Origin of the sequence: Massilia aurea (assembly GCF_024753205.1) — a bacterium.
GTDB lineage: Bacteria > Pseudomonadota > Gammaproteobacteria > Burkholderiales > Burkholderiaceae_D > Telluria > Telluria aurea.
Window position 1 is genome coordinate 336,588 of record NZ_JANUGZ010000002.1, and the last position, 15,984, is coordinate 352,571.

Genomic DNA, 15,984 nt, shown 5'->3' on the forward strand with positions numbered 1-15,984 from the left:
CTTGAATGTCTCGCCCGCGCGTTGGTACGCGCGAGCGAGATTATCGCTGAAATTGCCGTGCGGACAAGTCGAGAACAAGCAGGGAAACCCGCCCCAGTTCAGAGACGGCATCGCGCGGACTGCGGGCTACAGACTGCGGGGAGATTACATGCGGCGGCGCGCGAGGACCGGCGCTGCTTGCTTGTGGCCGTGATCGGCCAGGGTGCCAGGCTGGTTGGCGCCCGATGGATTGGCGATGCGGGCAGCAACCAGGCCGGACGTGGCGCTCTGGCCATTGCTGCCGGTGTTGATGAGGGGTTTGACTGCCGCTGGCTTGACGGCAACGGCAGCTGCCTGCGGCGAGGTAGCGTTGGGCATGACGATCGGTGCATGATGGCGACGGGCGCGCCAGGCCAGGACAACCAGTGCATACACACCCAGATACAACGCAAAACTGGCCAGTGCGCCCTGCACCAGCACCTCCGGGTCACCCGCATAATTGACGGCGAGCGCCGCCGGCACCAGAGCAATGCCCCATGACACTGGCGAAACGAAGGCGTTACGCAGCGGCGGTGGCAGCATGCGCAGGTAGCGCGCGGTAATTGCCGTCTTGACCAGGCTATGCAGGTGCCAGCTGTCCGGATGGCCGGGATGGCGGCGGCACCACAGGCGGCGCATGATCGTGAAGACCGTTTCAAATACCGGGTAGGCGCAGGCCAGCAGCGGCGCCCAGGCCGACACTGATGGATTGCGGTAGACCAGCATCACCGACAACCAGGCCAGCAGGAAGCCAAGCAGGTAGGCGCCGCCATCCCCAAGAAACAGTTTGCCTAACGGGAAATTAACGACGAAAAAGCCCGCAGTCACGGCGCAGATCACGAAGCACAACTGCGCCAGGTGAATGTCGCCAGCGCCCAGAGCGATCAGGCCCAGCGTGCCCAACCCGATGATGACCGTGCCGCTGGCAAGGCCATTGAAACCATCGATGATATTGACGGCATTGGCCACGCCGCCAACGGCAAACGCGGTAAACAGCACCGAGAACGGGAGCCAGCCGAGCATGCCGTCAAGCAGTGGCAAGCCGGTGTGCTGCAACGTGACGTCCGTGAGGAGCCAGCACACCACGCCACTGCCGATGGTAGCGAGCAGGCGGGTGCGTACGGAAACCGTGCGGGTCAGGTCTTCAGCAAGGCCGAAGACGAAGGCAGGCAGCGAAGCAAGGAGAACTGGCAGCAGCAAATCGCGCTGCGCTTGCGGCAAGACGCCCAGCGCCAGCCACAGGCCGGTCATGATCGCGGCGCCGCCGATACGTGGAGTTGGGGTGATATGGAATTTCTGTACACCACGCGTTGCATCAAGCGAGTAGCGCCCGTGCCAGCGTGTGGTGAGCACGAGCAGAAGCGATACGATCAGCGATGTGGCGAAGCCGATTTCGATGCCGGCTAGTGACAGGTTATAGAGACTCATAGAACCACTTTGTTAACTCGTCAATTCTATCGCATTTTGTGTCATTTTTATTCGCCAGTCGTGCCGATGTGGCTTTCTTGCGTAATTTCACACTCGATTAATAGTGTCATGCAAGCCATTGATTTGCAAAGGCTTATTGAATGATACTACGTATATTGCGGCGCAACAATCAATAGTAAAGATACTTCTCTTACCATTTCTCCACAAATTGTTACACTTTCTCTTCGTGACATTTAGATAGATTCATTTCCTATTACCCAATCGGGGAGAATCACTGGGTAAGGACATTAATCGCACGAACGTTCTACCCGACCGTTCTGTTATGTCCGGACGCCTTGCATGTTGCAAGTTCAACGACCCGCGACCTCACATCGTCCGACCTTGAGCGTCTGCTCGATGGCCCCAAACAGCGATGCGCCCTTCTCGTCGAGCATCTCGATGCGCACCGTATCGCCAAAGCGCATGAACGGCGTGACCGCGTCGCCGCCAGCGGCCATCTCGATCCAGCGCGCCTCGGCAAGGCTGGCGTAGCCCGGCGTGTGGCGCCGGGTTGCCCGGTTCGACACCACGCCCGAGCCGACAACCGTCCCGGCCGTCACTGGCCGCGTCAGTGCCAGCACCGACAGCAGCTGCGCAAAATTGAACGTCATGTCCTCGCCCGCTTCGAGCGTGCCGACCGGATTGCCGTTGAAGCGCACGCGCAGCGGCAGCGCGGCCTTCCCCGCCACCCAGGCGTCGCCCAATTCGTCCGGGGTGACCGCCACTGGCGCAAAGGCCGTGGCCGGTTTCGCCTGCAGCAGGCCGAAACCCGCCGCCAGCGCATCCGCCGCCAGATTGCGCAGCGAAATGTCATTGGCCAGCAGCAGCAGGCGGATCTGGCCCAGCGCCGCATCGGGCGTCGCGCCCTGGCGCAGGTCGCCGCTGACGATGGCCAGTTCGGCGCCAAAGTCAATGCCCCATTCTTCGCGCGCCAGCACCAGATCCTGCGTGGGGCCGAGCAACCCATCGGCTGCGGCCTGGCGCAGCTGCGGCGCGTCGCGCCATGCGGACGGCAAGCTGCCGCCAAGTGCGCGTTGTTCCAGGTCGTGATGGTGCAAATAGGTGGCCCCGCACACGCGGGCACTCGCGCGCGGCAATGGCGCCATGCAACGGGTGGGGTCGAAGTCGAACGCGCGGCGCGCTTTGGCGTCGCCCTTGCCGTCGTTCAGTTGACGGTAAAGTGCATCGAGTTGCGGGGCGATGAAGACCCAGTCATCGAGCGCGGCGCGCAGACTCGGCGCGATGCCGTCGGCAATGTGGGCAGTGGACAGGTCGCGCGACACCACGGCCAGTTGGCCGTCGCGGGTGCCGTCGTCCAGCGAGGCAAGTTTCATGGGCGGGCTCGAAGAATCAAGCCCGCCATTCTACGGTACGGCTGGTGTGAAGCGATCAATACTTGACGATGACACCGACGCCCAGGCTGCGCTGGAAGTAGTTGTAGTCGATCATGCTCTGGCCATAGCCGGCGAACGCATTGACATAGCCCTTGATCGGGCCGACGAGCGGGAATGCCCAGCCGACCTGGACTGCACCCTTGTCGGTGCTGAAGTTACGGCGTACGAGGGCCGAGATTTCGTGGCCGCTACCCATGCGGTAATTACCCGCCAGCTCGAAGCGACCCATGTAATCGGTGATATCCGGGTTGTTGTCGTCTTCCAGCGATTCATTGACCCGCTTCCAGAGCTTGGCGGTCATGGTCAGCGGACCACGTTCCAGGCCGACCTGGGCGTAGTAGCGGTTCCAGCTACGCGACAGGCTCGACGACTGGCCGTTCGACTGGTGCACGAAGCCCAGGTTCAGGAAACGCACATTGATGCCGGCCAGCGCGAAGTCCAGTGGCATGACAGCCATGATCTCCGGCTGGTAATTGGTTTCGCGGAACGGGCTCGATGCCTTGTGGTTGGCCGCCTGCCAGAACGAATTCTGGGTGTAGCCAAACCAGACGTCGATCGGTTGCTCAAACAGGGTCTCGACCAGTTTCATCTTCACGCTGAGCTGGAATTCCAGTTCGGCCTTCGACAAGCCTTCGGCATCCGGGTCGGTCGCCAGGAAGTCCGCATACGGCGCTTCGTTCGGGCGGTGGGTGCGGGTGGCGATCAGGTAGTTCGGGTGGTGCGGACGGAACTTGAACGCGCCGCGCTTGTCGCGCGGATCGAGTTCCCAATGGCTGCTCAGCGTGTATTCAGCGGCGGCCTGGACGGTTGGATCGACGGTGGCGGTGTGGTCGACGGCGCTGTTCAGCGGTGCGTCGAACGCGCTCTGGGCGGCCACGGCCGGTGCGACGACCGGGGTCGATGCGGTGCTCGCGGCAGCGGCGCTGCCGGTGCTCGCAACGCGGTCAAAGCAGGCGAGGCGCTGGGCGCTGTCGAGGATCGGGGTGCATTCGGCCAGGGTGGCCGGCTGGCTCTGTGCCATGACTGGCAGCGCCAGCAGCAATGGAATCAGGGCGAGGGAATGGGAGAGGCTCGGTCGGTATGCGTACATGGTTATTTTTCTGGAAAATTCATTCGTGCGACAACCGGTGCCCGGACGCCGTCGGAACGGAGTGTCGCGGAAATCGGCTGACTATGTCGCACGAATATTGTGGTTAAGCATGTTCCGTTGTGAAATTTCCACAACAGCATGCGGATGTGGTATGTCAGCCAGGTACGAGCAGGTCGAGCTGTGCCTGATCAAGGAAGCACCACTCGCCTTCTTCGAGTCCCAGCGCGGCCAGCGTCAAGCCCCCGATCTGGGCCCGGTGCAGCGCGCTGCAGTGATTCTCGGCAGCGGCCAGCATGCGCTTGACCTGGTGGTATTTGCCCTGCTCCAGCACGATCTCGATGGATTGTTCACCCAGCTTGACGCACGACACCGCCTTCAATGGCGCCGGCTCGTCGTGCAACTGCACGCCAGCGAGCAGCCTGGCGACGAGTTCCTCGGTCACGGGCTCGGCCGTGGTGGCGTGGTACACCTTCGGCACGTGGCGCTTGGGCGACGATTGCGCATGGATGAACGGGCCGTCGTCCGACATCAGGAGCAGACCGGTCGTGTCATGATCGAGTCGGCCAACCGGCTGCACATCGCGCCAGGTAAATTGCTCTGGCAACAGGGTCAGCACGCCCGGATGGTGGCTCGGCTTGCGCGAGCATTCGAAGTTGGCCGGCTTGTACAGCGCAATATAGACATGCTCGCGGTACGCCCACTCCTCATCGAACACGGTCAGCACCAGGCCGTCGGTCTCGAAGGTGGCCTTGAAGTTATCGGCAACCTCGCCATTGATGGTGACGTCGCCATCCTCGATCAGGGCGCGGCAGTACTTGCGGGTGCCGAATCCCTGCGATTGCAGGATGCGGTCTAGGGACAATTTACTCATGGGGCGAGACTTTACCAGAACAGGTTCGGCGGGAACAGGCTGACAGCGAGGGCAATGTTTTTTAGTCAACATGCATGCCGCGATTCATTTGAGCAGCGTCAAGTCTGCAGAAATTCTTATTGATAGACTTCAACATGTTAGGAATCCGCCTAACGACCCTGATGGTTGTTTGCCATACATCAAGGTGCAATTCCGTCAGAGAACAGGACTGAACGTGAACGATGATCTCGATCCCTGCTACGAAAAGCTTTCCCCGCATGAAGTGCATTGCGCGCGCCAACGCCTTGCACGAGCCCATGCGGCGCTTTTTCCCACGCTGATGGCATTGTCGCGCTGGAGCAGCGGCGCCCGTCCCTTGCCGCATCACGACCAGTTCCGGCTGCGCGCCGCGTGGTTTGCACGCGTCGGCGGGGACCATCAGGACTGGCTCGAACGCGGCGGCTTTGCCCAGCATGACGATTTGCCACCATTACGCCAGCCCACCATGTGGCACCCGCCGCGCCTCTTGTCGCCCGGGGCGCCCCAGGCAGATAACAGCGTGCCCGACCACTGCAACGACAACGAACTGCACCACCCGTCACGCCGCACCGCCCGCGATGACGACGCCGCCAGTGCGGCAGCCTGATCAGGCCTTGAAACGCCCGTCACGGCAGCGCCAGCCGCACTCCCTGTCCACCAAAAAAAACACGACCGCCTGGCCGGCAGACGTAGGGTGGGCGACTGCGCCGCCCACGCGTTCAAACCAAGCGTGCTCCGTGATAAGCGAACGTGCGTTGAACGCGTGGGCGGGAAGACCCGCCCACGCGTTCAACGCATGCAAAAACAAGTTGGACGCATCGACGCATATTGCTCCCCCCAAAAGAAAACGACGGCCTGAGCCGTCGTTTCCATTCCCGCTGCGCGCATGCACGTGCCCGGGACAGTCTTACCGCGAGGAATAAAAATTCTCTCGAAAACCGCACAGGAGTGCGGTCGCCAGCGTTCACCGTCCGGGATCAATGGGCAAGCAGCTTGACTGATCCACCGCAGCGTCGGCCACCGTTTCACTATAGCCGCATATCCTCTGGTTTCAAGGACAACATGCTCAGCGTAATTTGGGCACGGCGCTGTGATACGCCGCCCGAACGGCGCTTTCACCCACCGACGCCCCAAATTTCTTCAGCACCCGTTCCGGCAAGCCTTCGTGCGCCGTGTAATCGACGATGTCTTCGGCCTTGACAATGTCGCGCGCCACGGTGTCGACCGTGCCAAAGGCATCGGCCAGGCCCATGTCGATGGCGCGTGCACCGGTCCAGTACAGGCCCGAGAACGTCTCGGGCGTTTCTTTCAGGCGCTTGCCGCGCCCGGCGCGCACCACCGAGATGAATTGCTGGTGGATTTCGTTGAGCATCTCCTGGGCATGTTCGCGGTGTTTTTCCGATTGCGGGCTGAACGGATCGAGAAACCCCTTGTTCTCGCCGGCCGTCAGCAGGCGGCGCTCGACCCCCAGCTTTTCCATTGTGCCGGTAAAGCCGAAGCTGTCCATCAGCACGCCGACCGAGCCGACGATCGAGGCCTTGTTGACGTAAATACGGTCGGCGGCCGAGGCGATGTAGTAGCCGCCCGAGGCGCAGATCTCGTCGACGACAACGTACAGCGGCTTGTCGGGATAGCCGCGCTTGAGGCGCTGGATTTCGTCGACGATGATGCCGGCCTGCACCGGGCTGCCGCCCGGGCTGTCGATGCGCAGCACGACGGCGGCCGAGCCGGGATCGGAAAACGCCTTGTTCAGCGACGGGATCACGGTGTCGGCCGCGCCGCTGCCTTCGGCTTCGATCTCGCCGTTGATTTCGATCAGCGCGGTGTGGCGGCCGAGGTTTTCGGTGTCGCCGCTGGCGAAGTTGAAGTCGTAGTAGGCCCACAGGGCCAGCAACGCCACGGTCAGGAAGCCGAGCTTGAAGAAGATGCTCCAGCGGCGCGCAGAGCGGCGCTCCTGGACAGTGGCAAATACCAGTTTCTCGAGCGTGTCGCGCTCCCAGTTGCTCATCGTCGGATTCGACGCGAGCCGGCTGTCGCCAGGTTGGTCAATGCTCGTATGGTCACTCATAAAGTCGGAAGGTGGACGACGAAACGCCGTCCCCGCGCGTCACGCGCGGGGCTGTTCGTGCGGCAATCAGTATATCGTGCCAGCGCCGTCGCGTACGGTCGGCAAAACCACCCGTACACTGCGGGCCTGCAGCTGGCCCGTGCTTGGCGTACCTGTCGACCGGACTTCAGGCGTGCTCGAGAAGCCAGTCATGCAGCTCAGGGATGTTCCTGGCAGAGAACAATGGCTGGCAGGCGTGGAGCTGGCTGACCGGATGGGCGCCGAACTCGACTGCGATACCGGCGGCGCCGGCATTGGTGGCCATTAACAAATCGTGTGTTGTGTCGCCGATCATCACCGTCCGCCGCAAATCCTGGCCAAGCTCGCGTGTCAGTTCCTGCAGCATCGCCGGGTGCGGCTTGGAGAATGTCTCATCGGCGCAACGTGTTGCATCGAAGATCGACAGCAGCCCGGTCGCATTGAGCGCGCGGTTCAGACCAACCCGGCTCTTGCCCGTGGCCACGGCCAAAAAGTAACCTTCGTTCGACAACGCACTGAGCATCTCGGGCACGCCTTTGAACAGCACCAACTGGTGGTCCTTGGTCAGGAAATGGTGCCGGTAGCGCTCGACCATGCGTGGATACAGCGCCGGCTGGATGTCGGGCATCACCGCCTGCATCGCTTCGGCCAGGCCGAGGCCGATGACGTGCGCGGCCGACGAGTCGGTCGGCACCGGCAAGCCCAGGTCGCGCGCCGCCGCCTGGATGCACTTGACGATGGCGGCAGTACTGTCCATCAAGGTGCCGTCCCAATCGAAGACGATCAGGTCGAATTGTTTTCTAGCCATAATTAGTGGCGGCAAGGCCGCCGGTCCCCTGTTGTTTTTTATTGGTGCGCTGTCGTACTTGCGCGATTGGTTGCTGTGCGCCTGATGGTGTTACACCGGGGCGCCCAGACTGGTCAGGAAGCGCTCGCACTCGGCCGGCATCGGCGCGCGCAAGGTCATGCGCTCGCCCGAATCCGGATGCGTGAACGTGATCTGGTGCGCATGCAAGAACATGCGCTTGAGCGCGCCACGGCTGTCGGTCGCCTTGTGCAATTGCTTGTTGAACGCGAAGTCACCGTACTTTTCGTCGCCCAGGATTGGAAAGCCCGACGAGGCCAGGTGAACCCGGATCTGGTGCGTGCGCCCTGTCTTGAGCTCAGCTTCAAGTAAGGCGAAATTGTGCCATTTTTTTAACAAACTGAAAATCGTGTGCGCTTCCTGACCACCGGCCTGGACCAGCACGCGCTTCTCACCTTCGGCGCTCGTGTATTTATGCAGCGGCAAGCGGATGTGCTGGCGCTTGTTCACCCAGTCGCCTTTCACGGCTGCATAGTAACGCTTGTCGGTCGTGCCTTCGCGCATCTGGTCATGCAGGTGCGTCAGCGCGCTGCGTTTTTTGCCGATCAACAAGAGGCCCGAGGTTTCACGGTCGAGTCGGTGTACCAGCTCCAGGAACTTCGCTTGCGGGCGCGCGGCGCGCAATTGTTCGATCACGCCGTACGACACACCCGAGCCGCCGTGTACGGCCACGCCGCAGGGCTTGTCGATCACGAGCAGATGCGCGTCTTCATAGACAACCGCAAATTCGGCGCCCGGCGCGGCGTGTTCGGCCGACTTTTCGGCGATGCGGATGGGTGGAATGCGGACGGTGTCACCGGCAACCAGGCGGTACAACTGGTCGATGCGGCCCTTGTTGACACGGACTTCGCCGGAGCGAAGGATACGGTAGATGTGGCTCTTTGGTACGCCTTTACAGACACGCAACAGGTAGTTGTCGATGCGCTGGCCGGCTTCTTCTTCGTCGATTGTCACGAACTGCGCTTGCAGTGCTGCGGGGGATGAAGGGGGGACACTATCGTTCTGCATTGCCATTCGGTCTGTCTTCCCAGAAATTCTCTCTAAGTCCTTCATTTTGAATATATAATCGACAGGCGGCGGTCAAACCTCTGCTGGTGTAAGAATTAAAATGAAATTTTACACTGGGGCACGCCCCATCGGCCCCGCCAAGTGCAAATTCGATGGAAAGAACGTGTACGCACATCCTTGCGCCAATCAAGGTTGCAACCGATTTGTAATCGGATTGCGCGCAATGATGCCGGATTGGATTGTCAGGATTCTTAAGGATAAGTACCAGCAAGCATCCTTAACAAAGTGCTTGCCGGTTGATGGTGTCGATAACGCTTGTCGTTTTCGCCGACCCCGCTGCTGCAGCATCCACACCGCTTGAGCAAGGCTGTCTCTTCGCCTCCAGGCCGGTCGGTTGCTGGCGCCCAGGGTCGGCTGGCTGTGGCACACCCTCCCTTGTTCGTTGCTGTGCCAACCCCAATGTGGTGGCAGGTAACGAACAAAAGTTGCGGCGTGTTTAGACAATGACGTTCGGCCCCACAGCGCCCCGTTGCGGCAGCGAATTACTTTGCTGTACCGCACGCCCGGGCATACCCCCTCCTGTCACCCGTCCCCGCATACATCCCTGTAGCTGCGCCGCCCGTGAGGGCGGCCTTCACACGGCCCCCGGGTCACGGAGTACTAAAAATGAAACGCATGTTGTTTAACGCGACGCAGCAAGAAGAGCTGCGCGTCGCTATTGTCGATGGCCAGAAGCTGATCGACATCGATATCGAGACTGCCGGTCGCGAACAGCGCAAGTCGAATATCTACAAGGGTGTCATCACCCGCATCGAACCCTCCCTCGAAGCCTGCTTCGTCAGCTACGGCGAAGACCGCCACGGTTTCCTCCCCTTCAAAGAAGTCGCCCGCACGTATTTCCGTGAAGGTGTCGACGTGCGCAATTGCTCCATCAAGGAAGCGCTGCGCGAAGGCCAGGAAATCATGGTCCAGGTCGAAAAAGAAGAACGCGGCAACAAGGGCGCTGCCCTGACCTCGTTCATCTCGCTGGCCGGCCGCTACCTCGTCCTGATGCCGAACAACCCGCGCGGCGGTGGTGTATCGCGCCGCGTCGAAGGCGAAGAACGCCAGGAACTGCGCGAAACGATGGACAAGCTCGACCTGCCGCAAGGCATGTCGGTGATCGCCCGCACTGCCGGCATCGGCCGTAACGTCGAAGAACTGCAGTGGGACTTGAACTACCTGATGCAACTGTGGCGCGCGATCGAAGGCGCCGGCAAGTCGTCCAACGGCGCGTTCCTGATCTATCAGGAATCGTCGCTCGTCATCCGCGCGATCCGCGATTACTTCCAGCCGGACATCGGCGAAGTGCTGATCGACACCGACGAAATCTATGAACAGGCGCAGCAGTTCATGAGCCACGTGATGCCCGACATGGCGCACCGCGTGAAGCGTTACAGCGACGACGTGCCGCTGTTCTCGCGTTTCCAGATCGAACACCAGATCGAAACCGCCTACGCGCGCACCGTGCCGCTGCCATCGGGCGGCGCCATCGTGATCGACCACACCGAAGCGCTGGTCTCGATCGACGTCAACTCGGCCCGCGCCACGCGCGGCTCGGACATCGAAACGACCGCCTTCAACACCAACTGCGAAGCAGCCGACGAAGTGGCGCGCCAGCTGCGCCTGCGCGATCTGGGCGGCCTGATCGTGATCGACTTCATCGACATGGAAGTGGCCAAGAACCAGCGCGAAGTCGAACAGCGCCTCAAGGATGCGCTGCACCATGACCGCGCCCGCGTCCAGATGGGCAAGATTTCGCGCTTCGGCCTGATGGAACTGTCGCGCCAGCGCCTGCGTCCGTCGCTGTCCGAAGGCTCCCACGTGACCTGCCCGCGCTGCTCGGGCACCGGCCACATCCGCGATACCGAATCGTCGGCCCTGCAAGTCCTGCGCATCATCCAGGAAGAGGCGATGAAGGAAAATTCGGCCGCCATCCACGTGCAGGTGCCCGTCGATGTCGCCGCCTTCCTGCTGAACGAAAAGCGTGGCGAAGTGCTCAAGATCGAGAACCGCCACCGCATCACCGTGATCCTGATCCCGAACAAGCATCTGGACACGCCGCATTACAAGCTCGAGCGCATCAAGCACGACGATCCGCGCCTCGAAGACGCACACGCCAGCTACGCGATGGCCGAGTCGGCCGATACCGACATGGCCTACGCGAAACGCCAGAAAGAAGAAGCCAAGCCGCGCCAGGAAGCCGTCGTCAAGACGATCACCCCGGCCCAGCCTGCGCCGCTGGTCGACCGCAGCGAGGCGGCCAAGCCAGTCAAGCCGGCCGTCGCCCCTGCTGTGGCGGTGCCCGTGCCTGCGCCAGTGGAAGAAGAAGGTTTCTTTGCCAAGCTGCGCAACTTCTTCTTCGGCAAGCCAGAACCGAAAGGCGCCGCACCGGCCGTGCTGGTGGAAGTGCCTGTCGCCGCCCCTGCGCAGGCAGAGCGCGACCGCAACAACCGCACCAAGAATGGCCGCACCGGTGGCCGTCCAGCTGGCAAGCCGGGCCGTGAGCGCGAAGAGCGTGAGCCAGTTGCCAAGACCGCCGCACCGGGCGAAGAGCTGGCCAAGGGCCCGGACGCCGAAGCGCGTCCACCACGCCCGCCGCGCCCGCCACGCCCACCGCGCGAAGGTCGCGAGCCACGTGAACCACGCGACCCGGCCGATGCCGCGCCACGTGCCGAAGGCGCCGAGCGTCCGGAACGTGCCGAGCGTCCTGAACGCGGCGAGCGCAAAGAGCGCCAGCCACGTCAGCCGCGCGAGCGCACCGAGCGTACGGAACGCACCACCCAGGTCATCGAAGCCAAGCTCGATGAAATCAATGTCAGCCAGGTGGTGTCGAACACCACCGTCGCCGTGACCACCACGGGTCCGGAAGGCAGCCAGGAAGTCGTGCAGCAAGTCATCAAATCGGTGACCACGATCGGCCCGGATGGTGAAGAAGTCGAGATGGATGGCGACGAGCCACGCCGTCGTCGTCGTCGCGGTGGCCGTAACCGCAACCGTCGCGATCGTGATCAGATCGAAGGCGAAGGCGGCGAAGGCAACGAAGACGCACCAGCATTCGCGCCGGTAGCGGACGAAGAAGTTGCCAAGGTGGCAGCAGCCGCCCGCGCCGCCCGCGGCAAGCAGGCGCAGTCCGGCGCCCAGGCGCCGTGGCCGTTCCCGACCTCGGCATCGATTGCTGCCAAGGATGATGCGGCGCAAGCTGCAACTACAGCTGCAGTACCAGCGGCTGCACCGGTGGTTGCGCAAGCGGCGCCGGTCGAGGGCACGATGTTCCCGACGTCGGCATCGATGGCGGCAACGACGACCGAGGCGGCGCCTGCCAATGTTGAGCCAGTCAACTTCCCGACGGCAGCATCGATGGGCGCGCCGGCAGAAGTTTCGGCACCAGCACCGGCGCCAGCATCGACCGAACCGGTCATGTTCCCGACGGCGGCATCGGTGGCGGCTGAACACGTTGCTGAACCGGTCGTGGCCGAGGCTGCTCCTGCACCAGCGCCTGTCGAGCCGGCGCCGGTGGTGGAAGTCGCCCCTGCGCCAGTGGTCGAGCCTGTGACCGCCGTGGCCGTCGAGCCAGCGCCGGTGGCAGCCGCGCAAGTGACCACGGCGCCTGCGCCAGTGGCTTCTACCCCTGCGCCAAAGCTGGATGACATGCTGGCCGAAGCGGGCCTGCAACTGGCCGCGACCGATCCTGAAAAGCTGCGCGCCGCTCAGGCCGCAGCAGCGCAAGCTGCCACGCCGGTGCGCGTTGGCCGTGCCCGCAAGCCGGTCGTCGTGCCGGTCGACGAGCCGCTGGTGCAGGTCGATACCAGCCGTCAGTAAGCACTAAGCAATAAGCCGTAGCGTACGTCGTTCCCGCGCAGGCGGGAATCCAAGTTGATTAGCGTTGCGATAACGCTGGTACCTTGGGTTCCCGCCTTCGCGGGAACGACGCATTTGGGCCGCATTACTCCCTCCAACGACACACCCTCGCCCGGCAGTATTCCCGGGCGCATGCTATCGTATTGGAATGGCTGAAAAAATCATCCTTATCAATGACCTGCGCTCATCGAAGCTGCGGGTCCCGGCCGTGCCGGAAGCACCTACGGGCCTGCTGAGCGACGCGCTCGGCCGGCCGCTGCACGACTTGCGCATTTCCGTCACCGACCGCTGCAATTTCCGCTGCGTGTATTGCATGCCGAAGGAAGTGTTCGACAAGGATTACCAATATCTGCCGCACGGCGACCTGCTGTCGTTCGAAGAGATTACGCGCGTCGCGCGCCTGTTTGTCGCACACGGCGTCGAAAAACTGCGCCTGACGGGCGGCGAACCACTGCTGCGCAAGAATCTCGAACGCCTGGTCGGCATGCTGCGTGCGCTCCCTACCCCCAGTGGCCGTCCGCTCGACCTCACTTTGACGACCAATGGCTCGATCCTGGCACGCAAGGCGCAAGCCCTGAAAGATGCGGGGCTGGACCGGGTCACGGTGTCGCTCGACGCGCTCGACGACGGCGTATTCCGCAGCATGAACGATGTCGATTTTTCGGTGGCCGATGTGCTGCATGGCATCGATACCGCACATGCCGTGGGCCTGGGGCCGGTCAAGGTCAATATGGTCGTAAAGGGCGGCACCAATGTCGATCAGATCCTGCCGATGGCGCGCCACTTCAAGGGCTCACCGACGATCCTGCGCTTCATCGAATTCATGGATGTGGGCGCGTCGAACGGCTGGGACATGCGCGACGTCGTGCCGTCGGGCGACGTGGTGCGCCGTATCTCGGCCGAGCTGCCGCTGGTGCCGGTGGCCGCCAACTACAGCGGCGAGACCGCCTCGCGCTGGCGCTACGTCGATGGCGACGGCGAGATCGGCGTGATTTCCAGCGTCACGCAGGCGTTCTGCGGCGACTGCAGCCGCCTGCGCCTGTCGACCGAAGGTAAGCTGTACACCTGCCTGTTCGCCACACGCGGCCACGATATGCGCGCACTGCTGCGCGAAGGCCATGACGACCTGGCCCTGAGCGGCGCCATCGCGCAACTGTGGCGCGGCCGGGCCGACCGCTATTCCGAAACCCGCTCGGCAGAGACCGGCACCGGCCAGCTGGACGGACCGCGCCGGGTTGAAATGTCCTATATTGGTGGCTGACAGCCGGTGGTTAATCAAACGATGGAGGCAGGCTTGATCAGCGGATTGGTTCTGGCGGGCGGGCGTGGCTCGCGCATGGGCAATGTGGACAAGGGCTTGCAGCCGTTCCGCTCCAGCACGATGGTCGAGCACGTACTGGCGCGCCTGCGGCCGCAGGTCGGGCCGCTCGCAATCAACGCCAACCGCAATCTCGACACGTACCGCGCATTTGGCGCGCCCGTGCTGACCGACGAGATGGCGGATTTTCCGGGCCCGCTGGCCGGGCTCGAAACGGGCTTGCGTCACTGCACCACGCCGTATCTGCTGACGGTACCATGTGATTCGCCATTCCTGCCACTTGACCTGGCCGCGCGCCTGTTCGCTGCGCTCCAGGAGCACGACGCCGACGTGGCCTACGCCGCGACGCAGGAAGCAGGCATGCTGGTCCAGCCGCATCCTGTGTTCTGCCTGGTGCGTGCCGACCGGCTGCCCGTGTTGTCGGCCTATCTGGCCCAGGGCGGCCGCCGGGTCGACGGCTGGTACCGCGATATCAAGGCCGTTGAAGTCGTGTTCGACGATGCTGACGCCTTCCGCAACATCAACACGCTCGACGAGCTGCGCGGGCTCGAACAACCGGCCTTCCCTGCCAGCCTGGCCCAGGTGGCCAGCTGCATCAACGGCTATGACCCGAACGCGCTGCCGGTGCGCGACGCCCAGCGCATCATCTGCGAATTCGTGCAGCCGGTGCGCGCCGTCGAAATGGTGGCGCTGCGCGCAAGCCTGGGCCGCGTGCTGGCGCGCGACCTGGTCTCGCCGATCAACGTGCCGGCGCACGACAATTCGGCGATGGATGGCTACGCGCTGCGCGGCGCCGACCTGCCGCTGGACGGCGTGGCGACGTTCAAGGTGGTCGATATTGTCTATGCCGGCAAGCCGTCCGCGGTCGTGCCCGGTCCCGGTGAGTGCGTACGCATCATGACGGGCGGCGTAATGCCGGCCGGCTGCGACAGCGTGCTGCCGCAGGAATTTGCCGACAACGGCGACGACGTCGCGATGACCGTGCGAGCCGGCGCTATCCGCGCCGGCGACAACCGCCGGCTGGCGGGCGAAGATTTGAAGGCCGGCAGCGCCGCCCTGAAGGCCGGCCGCATCATCCGGCCATCCGACCTGGGCTTGTGCGCATCGCTGGGCTTTGCCGAAATCCCCGTGCAACGGCGCTTGCGCGTGGCGTTCTTCTCGACCGGCGACGAACTGCGCTCGATCGGCGAGCCGCTGGGCGAAGGCTGCGTCTACGACAGCAACCGCTACACGATTTACGGCATGCTCCAGCGCCTCGGCTGCGAGATCATCGACATGGGCGTCGTGCGCGACAGCCCGGAAGCGCTGGAAGACGCACTGCGCACCGCCTGCGAAAACGCCGACGCGATCATCACGTCGGGCGGCGTCTCGGTCGGCGCGGCCGACTACACCAAACAGGTGATGGCGCAGCTGGGCGACGTCACGTTCTGGAAAGTGGGCATGCGCCCTGGCCGCCCGCTGGCATTCGGGCGCGTCACATCGAACGGCCGCAGCGCCTTCCTGTTCGGCCTGCCGGGCAATCCGGTGGCCGTGATGGTGTCGTTCTACTTCTTCGCGCGCGACGCGCTTCTGCAGATGATGGGCGCGAACGCCCCACTGCCGCTGCTGCAGGCACGCTCGTCCGAAGCAATCCGCAAGAAACCAGGCCGCACCGAATACCAGCGCGGCATCATCACACGCAGCGCCGACGGCACACCTGAAGTGCGCCTCACCGGCGCCCAAGGCTCAGGCATCCTGCGCTCAATGTCCGAAGCCAACTGCATGGTGGTACTGCACGATGAGCAAGGCAGCGTGGCCGCTGGCGACATGGTCGACATCCTGCCATTCGAAGGCCTGTTCTAAGCCCCCCAGACGCAACTCCACACCTACCGCGATCACCAAATTGTTGCCCCCAGACCCTTACAAAACAATTAGGGTCAGAGTCGAATTGTTTGACAACTTTGGATAAT

General features: G+C 63.0%; 11 protein-coding genes. 4 read left to right on the forward strand and 7 right to left on the reverse strand.

Annotated elements, in window-relative coordinates; genetic code table 11:
• Positions 1 to 144: 144 nt before the first annotated feature.
• The 4 genes from NX775_RS07175 to NX775_RS07190 all read right to left on the reverse strand — a co-directional run bounded on the left by NX775_RS07175 (position 145) and on the right by NX775_RS07190 (position 4,840).
• Positions 145 to 1,446, reverse strand: coding sequence for an MraY family glycosyltransferase (locus NX775_RS07175; RefSeq protein WP_258835376.1), 1,302 nt, complete (start codon positions 1,444 to 1,446; stop codon positions 145 to 147).
• A gap of 350 nt (positions 1,447 to 1,796) precedes the next feature.
• The gene (locus tag NX775_RS07180) at positions 1,797 to 2,819 is read right to left on the reverse strand and encodes a fumarylacetoacetate hydrolase family protein (RefSeq protein WP_258835377.1); all 1,023 of its coding nucleotides are present in this window, start codon (positions 2,817 to 2,819) and stop codon (positions 1,797 to 1,799) included.
• Between the two features lie 55 nt (positions 2,820 to 2,874).
• Positions 2,875 to 3,969 (reverse strand): phospholipase A, encoded by a 1,095-nt coding sequence (locus NX775_RS07185; RefSeq protein WP_258835378.1) that lies wholly within the window; start codon positions 3,967 to 3,969, stop codon positions 2,875 to 2,877.
• Positions 3,970 to 4,123: 154 nt separating this feature from the next.
• Positions 4,124 to 4,840, reverse strand: a complete 717-nt coding sequence (locus tag NX775_RS07190) for a pseudouridine synthase (protein ID WP_258835379.1) — start codon at positions 4,838 to 4,840, stop codon at positions 4,124 to 4,126.
• Between the two features lie 214 nt (positions 4,841 to 5,054).
• On the opposite strand from NX775_RS07190, the gene NX775_RS07195 reads away from it, so the two are divergent.
• The gene (locus tag NX775_RS07195; protein WP_258835380.1) at positions 5,055 to 5,465 is read left to right on the forward strand and encodes a hypothetical protein; all 411 of its coding nucleotides are present in this window, start codon (positions 5,055 to 5,057) and stop codon (positions 5,463 to 5,465) included.
• A 459-nt stretch (positions 5,466 to 5,924) separates the two neighbouring features.
• Here the strand turns inward: NX775_RS07195 and NX775_RS07200 are convergent, their stop codons facing one another.
• The 3 genes from NX775_RS07200 to NX775_RS07210 all read right to left on the reverse strand — a co-directional run bounded on the left by NX775_RS07200 (position 5,925) and on the right by NX775_RS07210 (position 8,823).
• Positions 5,925 to 6,926, reverse strand: a complete 1,002-nt coding sequence (locus NX775_RS07200) for a S49 family peptidase (protein WP_258835381.1) — start codon at positions 6,924 to 6,926, stop codon at positions 5,925 to 5,927.
• Between the two features lie 166 nt (positions 6,927 to 7,092).
• Positions 7,093 to 7,752, reverse strand: coding sequence for an HAD-IA family hydrolase (locus NX775_RS07205; RefSeq protein WP_258835382.1), 660 nt, complete (start codon positions 7,750 to 7,752; stop codon positions 7,093 to 7,095).
• A 90-nt stretch (positions 7,753 to 7,842) separates the two neighbouring features.
• The gene (locus NX775_RS07210; RefSeq protein ID WP_258835383.1) at positions 7,843 to 8,823 is read right to left on the reverse strand and encodes an RluA family pseudouridine synthase; all 981 of its coding nucleotides are present in this window, start codon (positions 8,821 to 8,823) and stop codon (positions 7,843 to 7,845) included.
• Positions 8,824 to 9,483: 660 nt separating this feature from the next.
• On the opposite strand from NX775_RS07210, the gene NX775_RS07215 reads away from it, so the two are divergent.
• The 3 genes from NX775_RS07215 (at position 9,484) to moeA (ending at position 15,877) form a co-directional block, all read left to right on the forward strand.
• Entirely contained in the window at positions 9,484 to 12,678 is a 3,195-nt protein-coding gene (locus NX775_RS07215; protein WP_258835384.1) for an Rne/Rng family ribonuclease, read from the forward strand.
• Between the two features lie 187 nt (positions 12,679 to 12,865).
• Positions 12,866 to 13,978, forward strand: a complete 1,113-nt coding sequence (gene moaA / locus NX775_RS07220; RefSeq protein ID WP_258835385.1) for a GTP 3',8-cyclase MoaA — start codon at positions 12,866 to 12,868, stop codon at positions 13,976 to 13,978.
• A gap of 33 nt (positions 13,979 to 14,011) precedes the next feature.
• A complete protein-coding gene (gene moeA, locus NX775_RS07225) occupies positions 14,012 to 15,877 on the forward strand; it encodes a molybdopterin molybdotransferase MoeA (protein ID WP_307732145.1) in 1,866 nt (621 codons plus the stop codon).
• Positions 15,878 to 15,984: the final 107 nt, after the last annotated feature.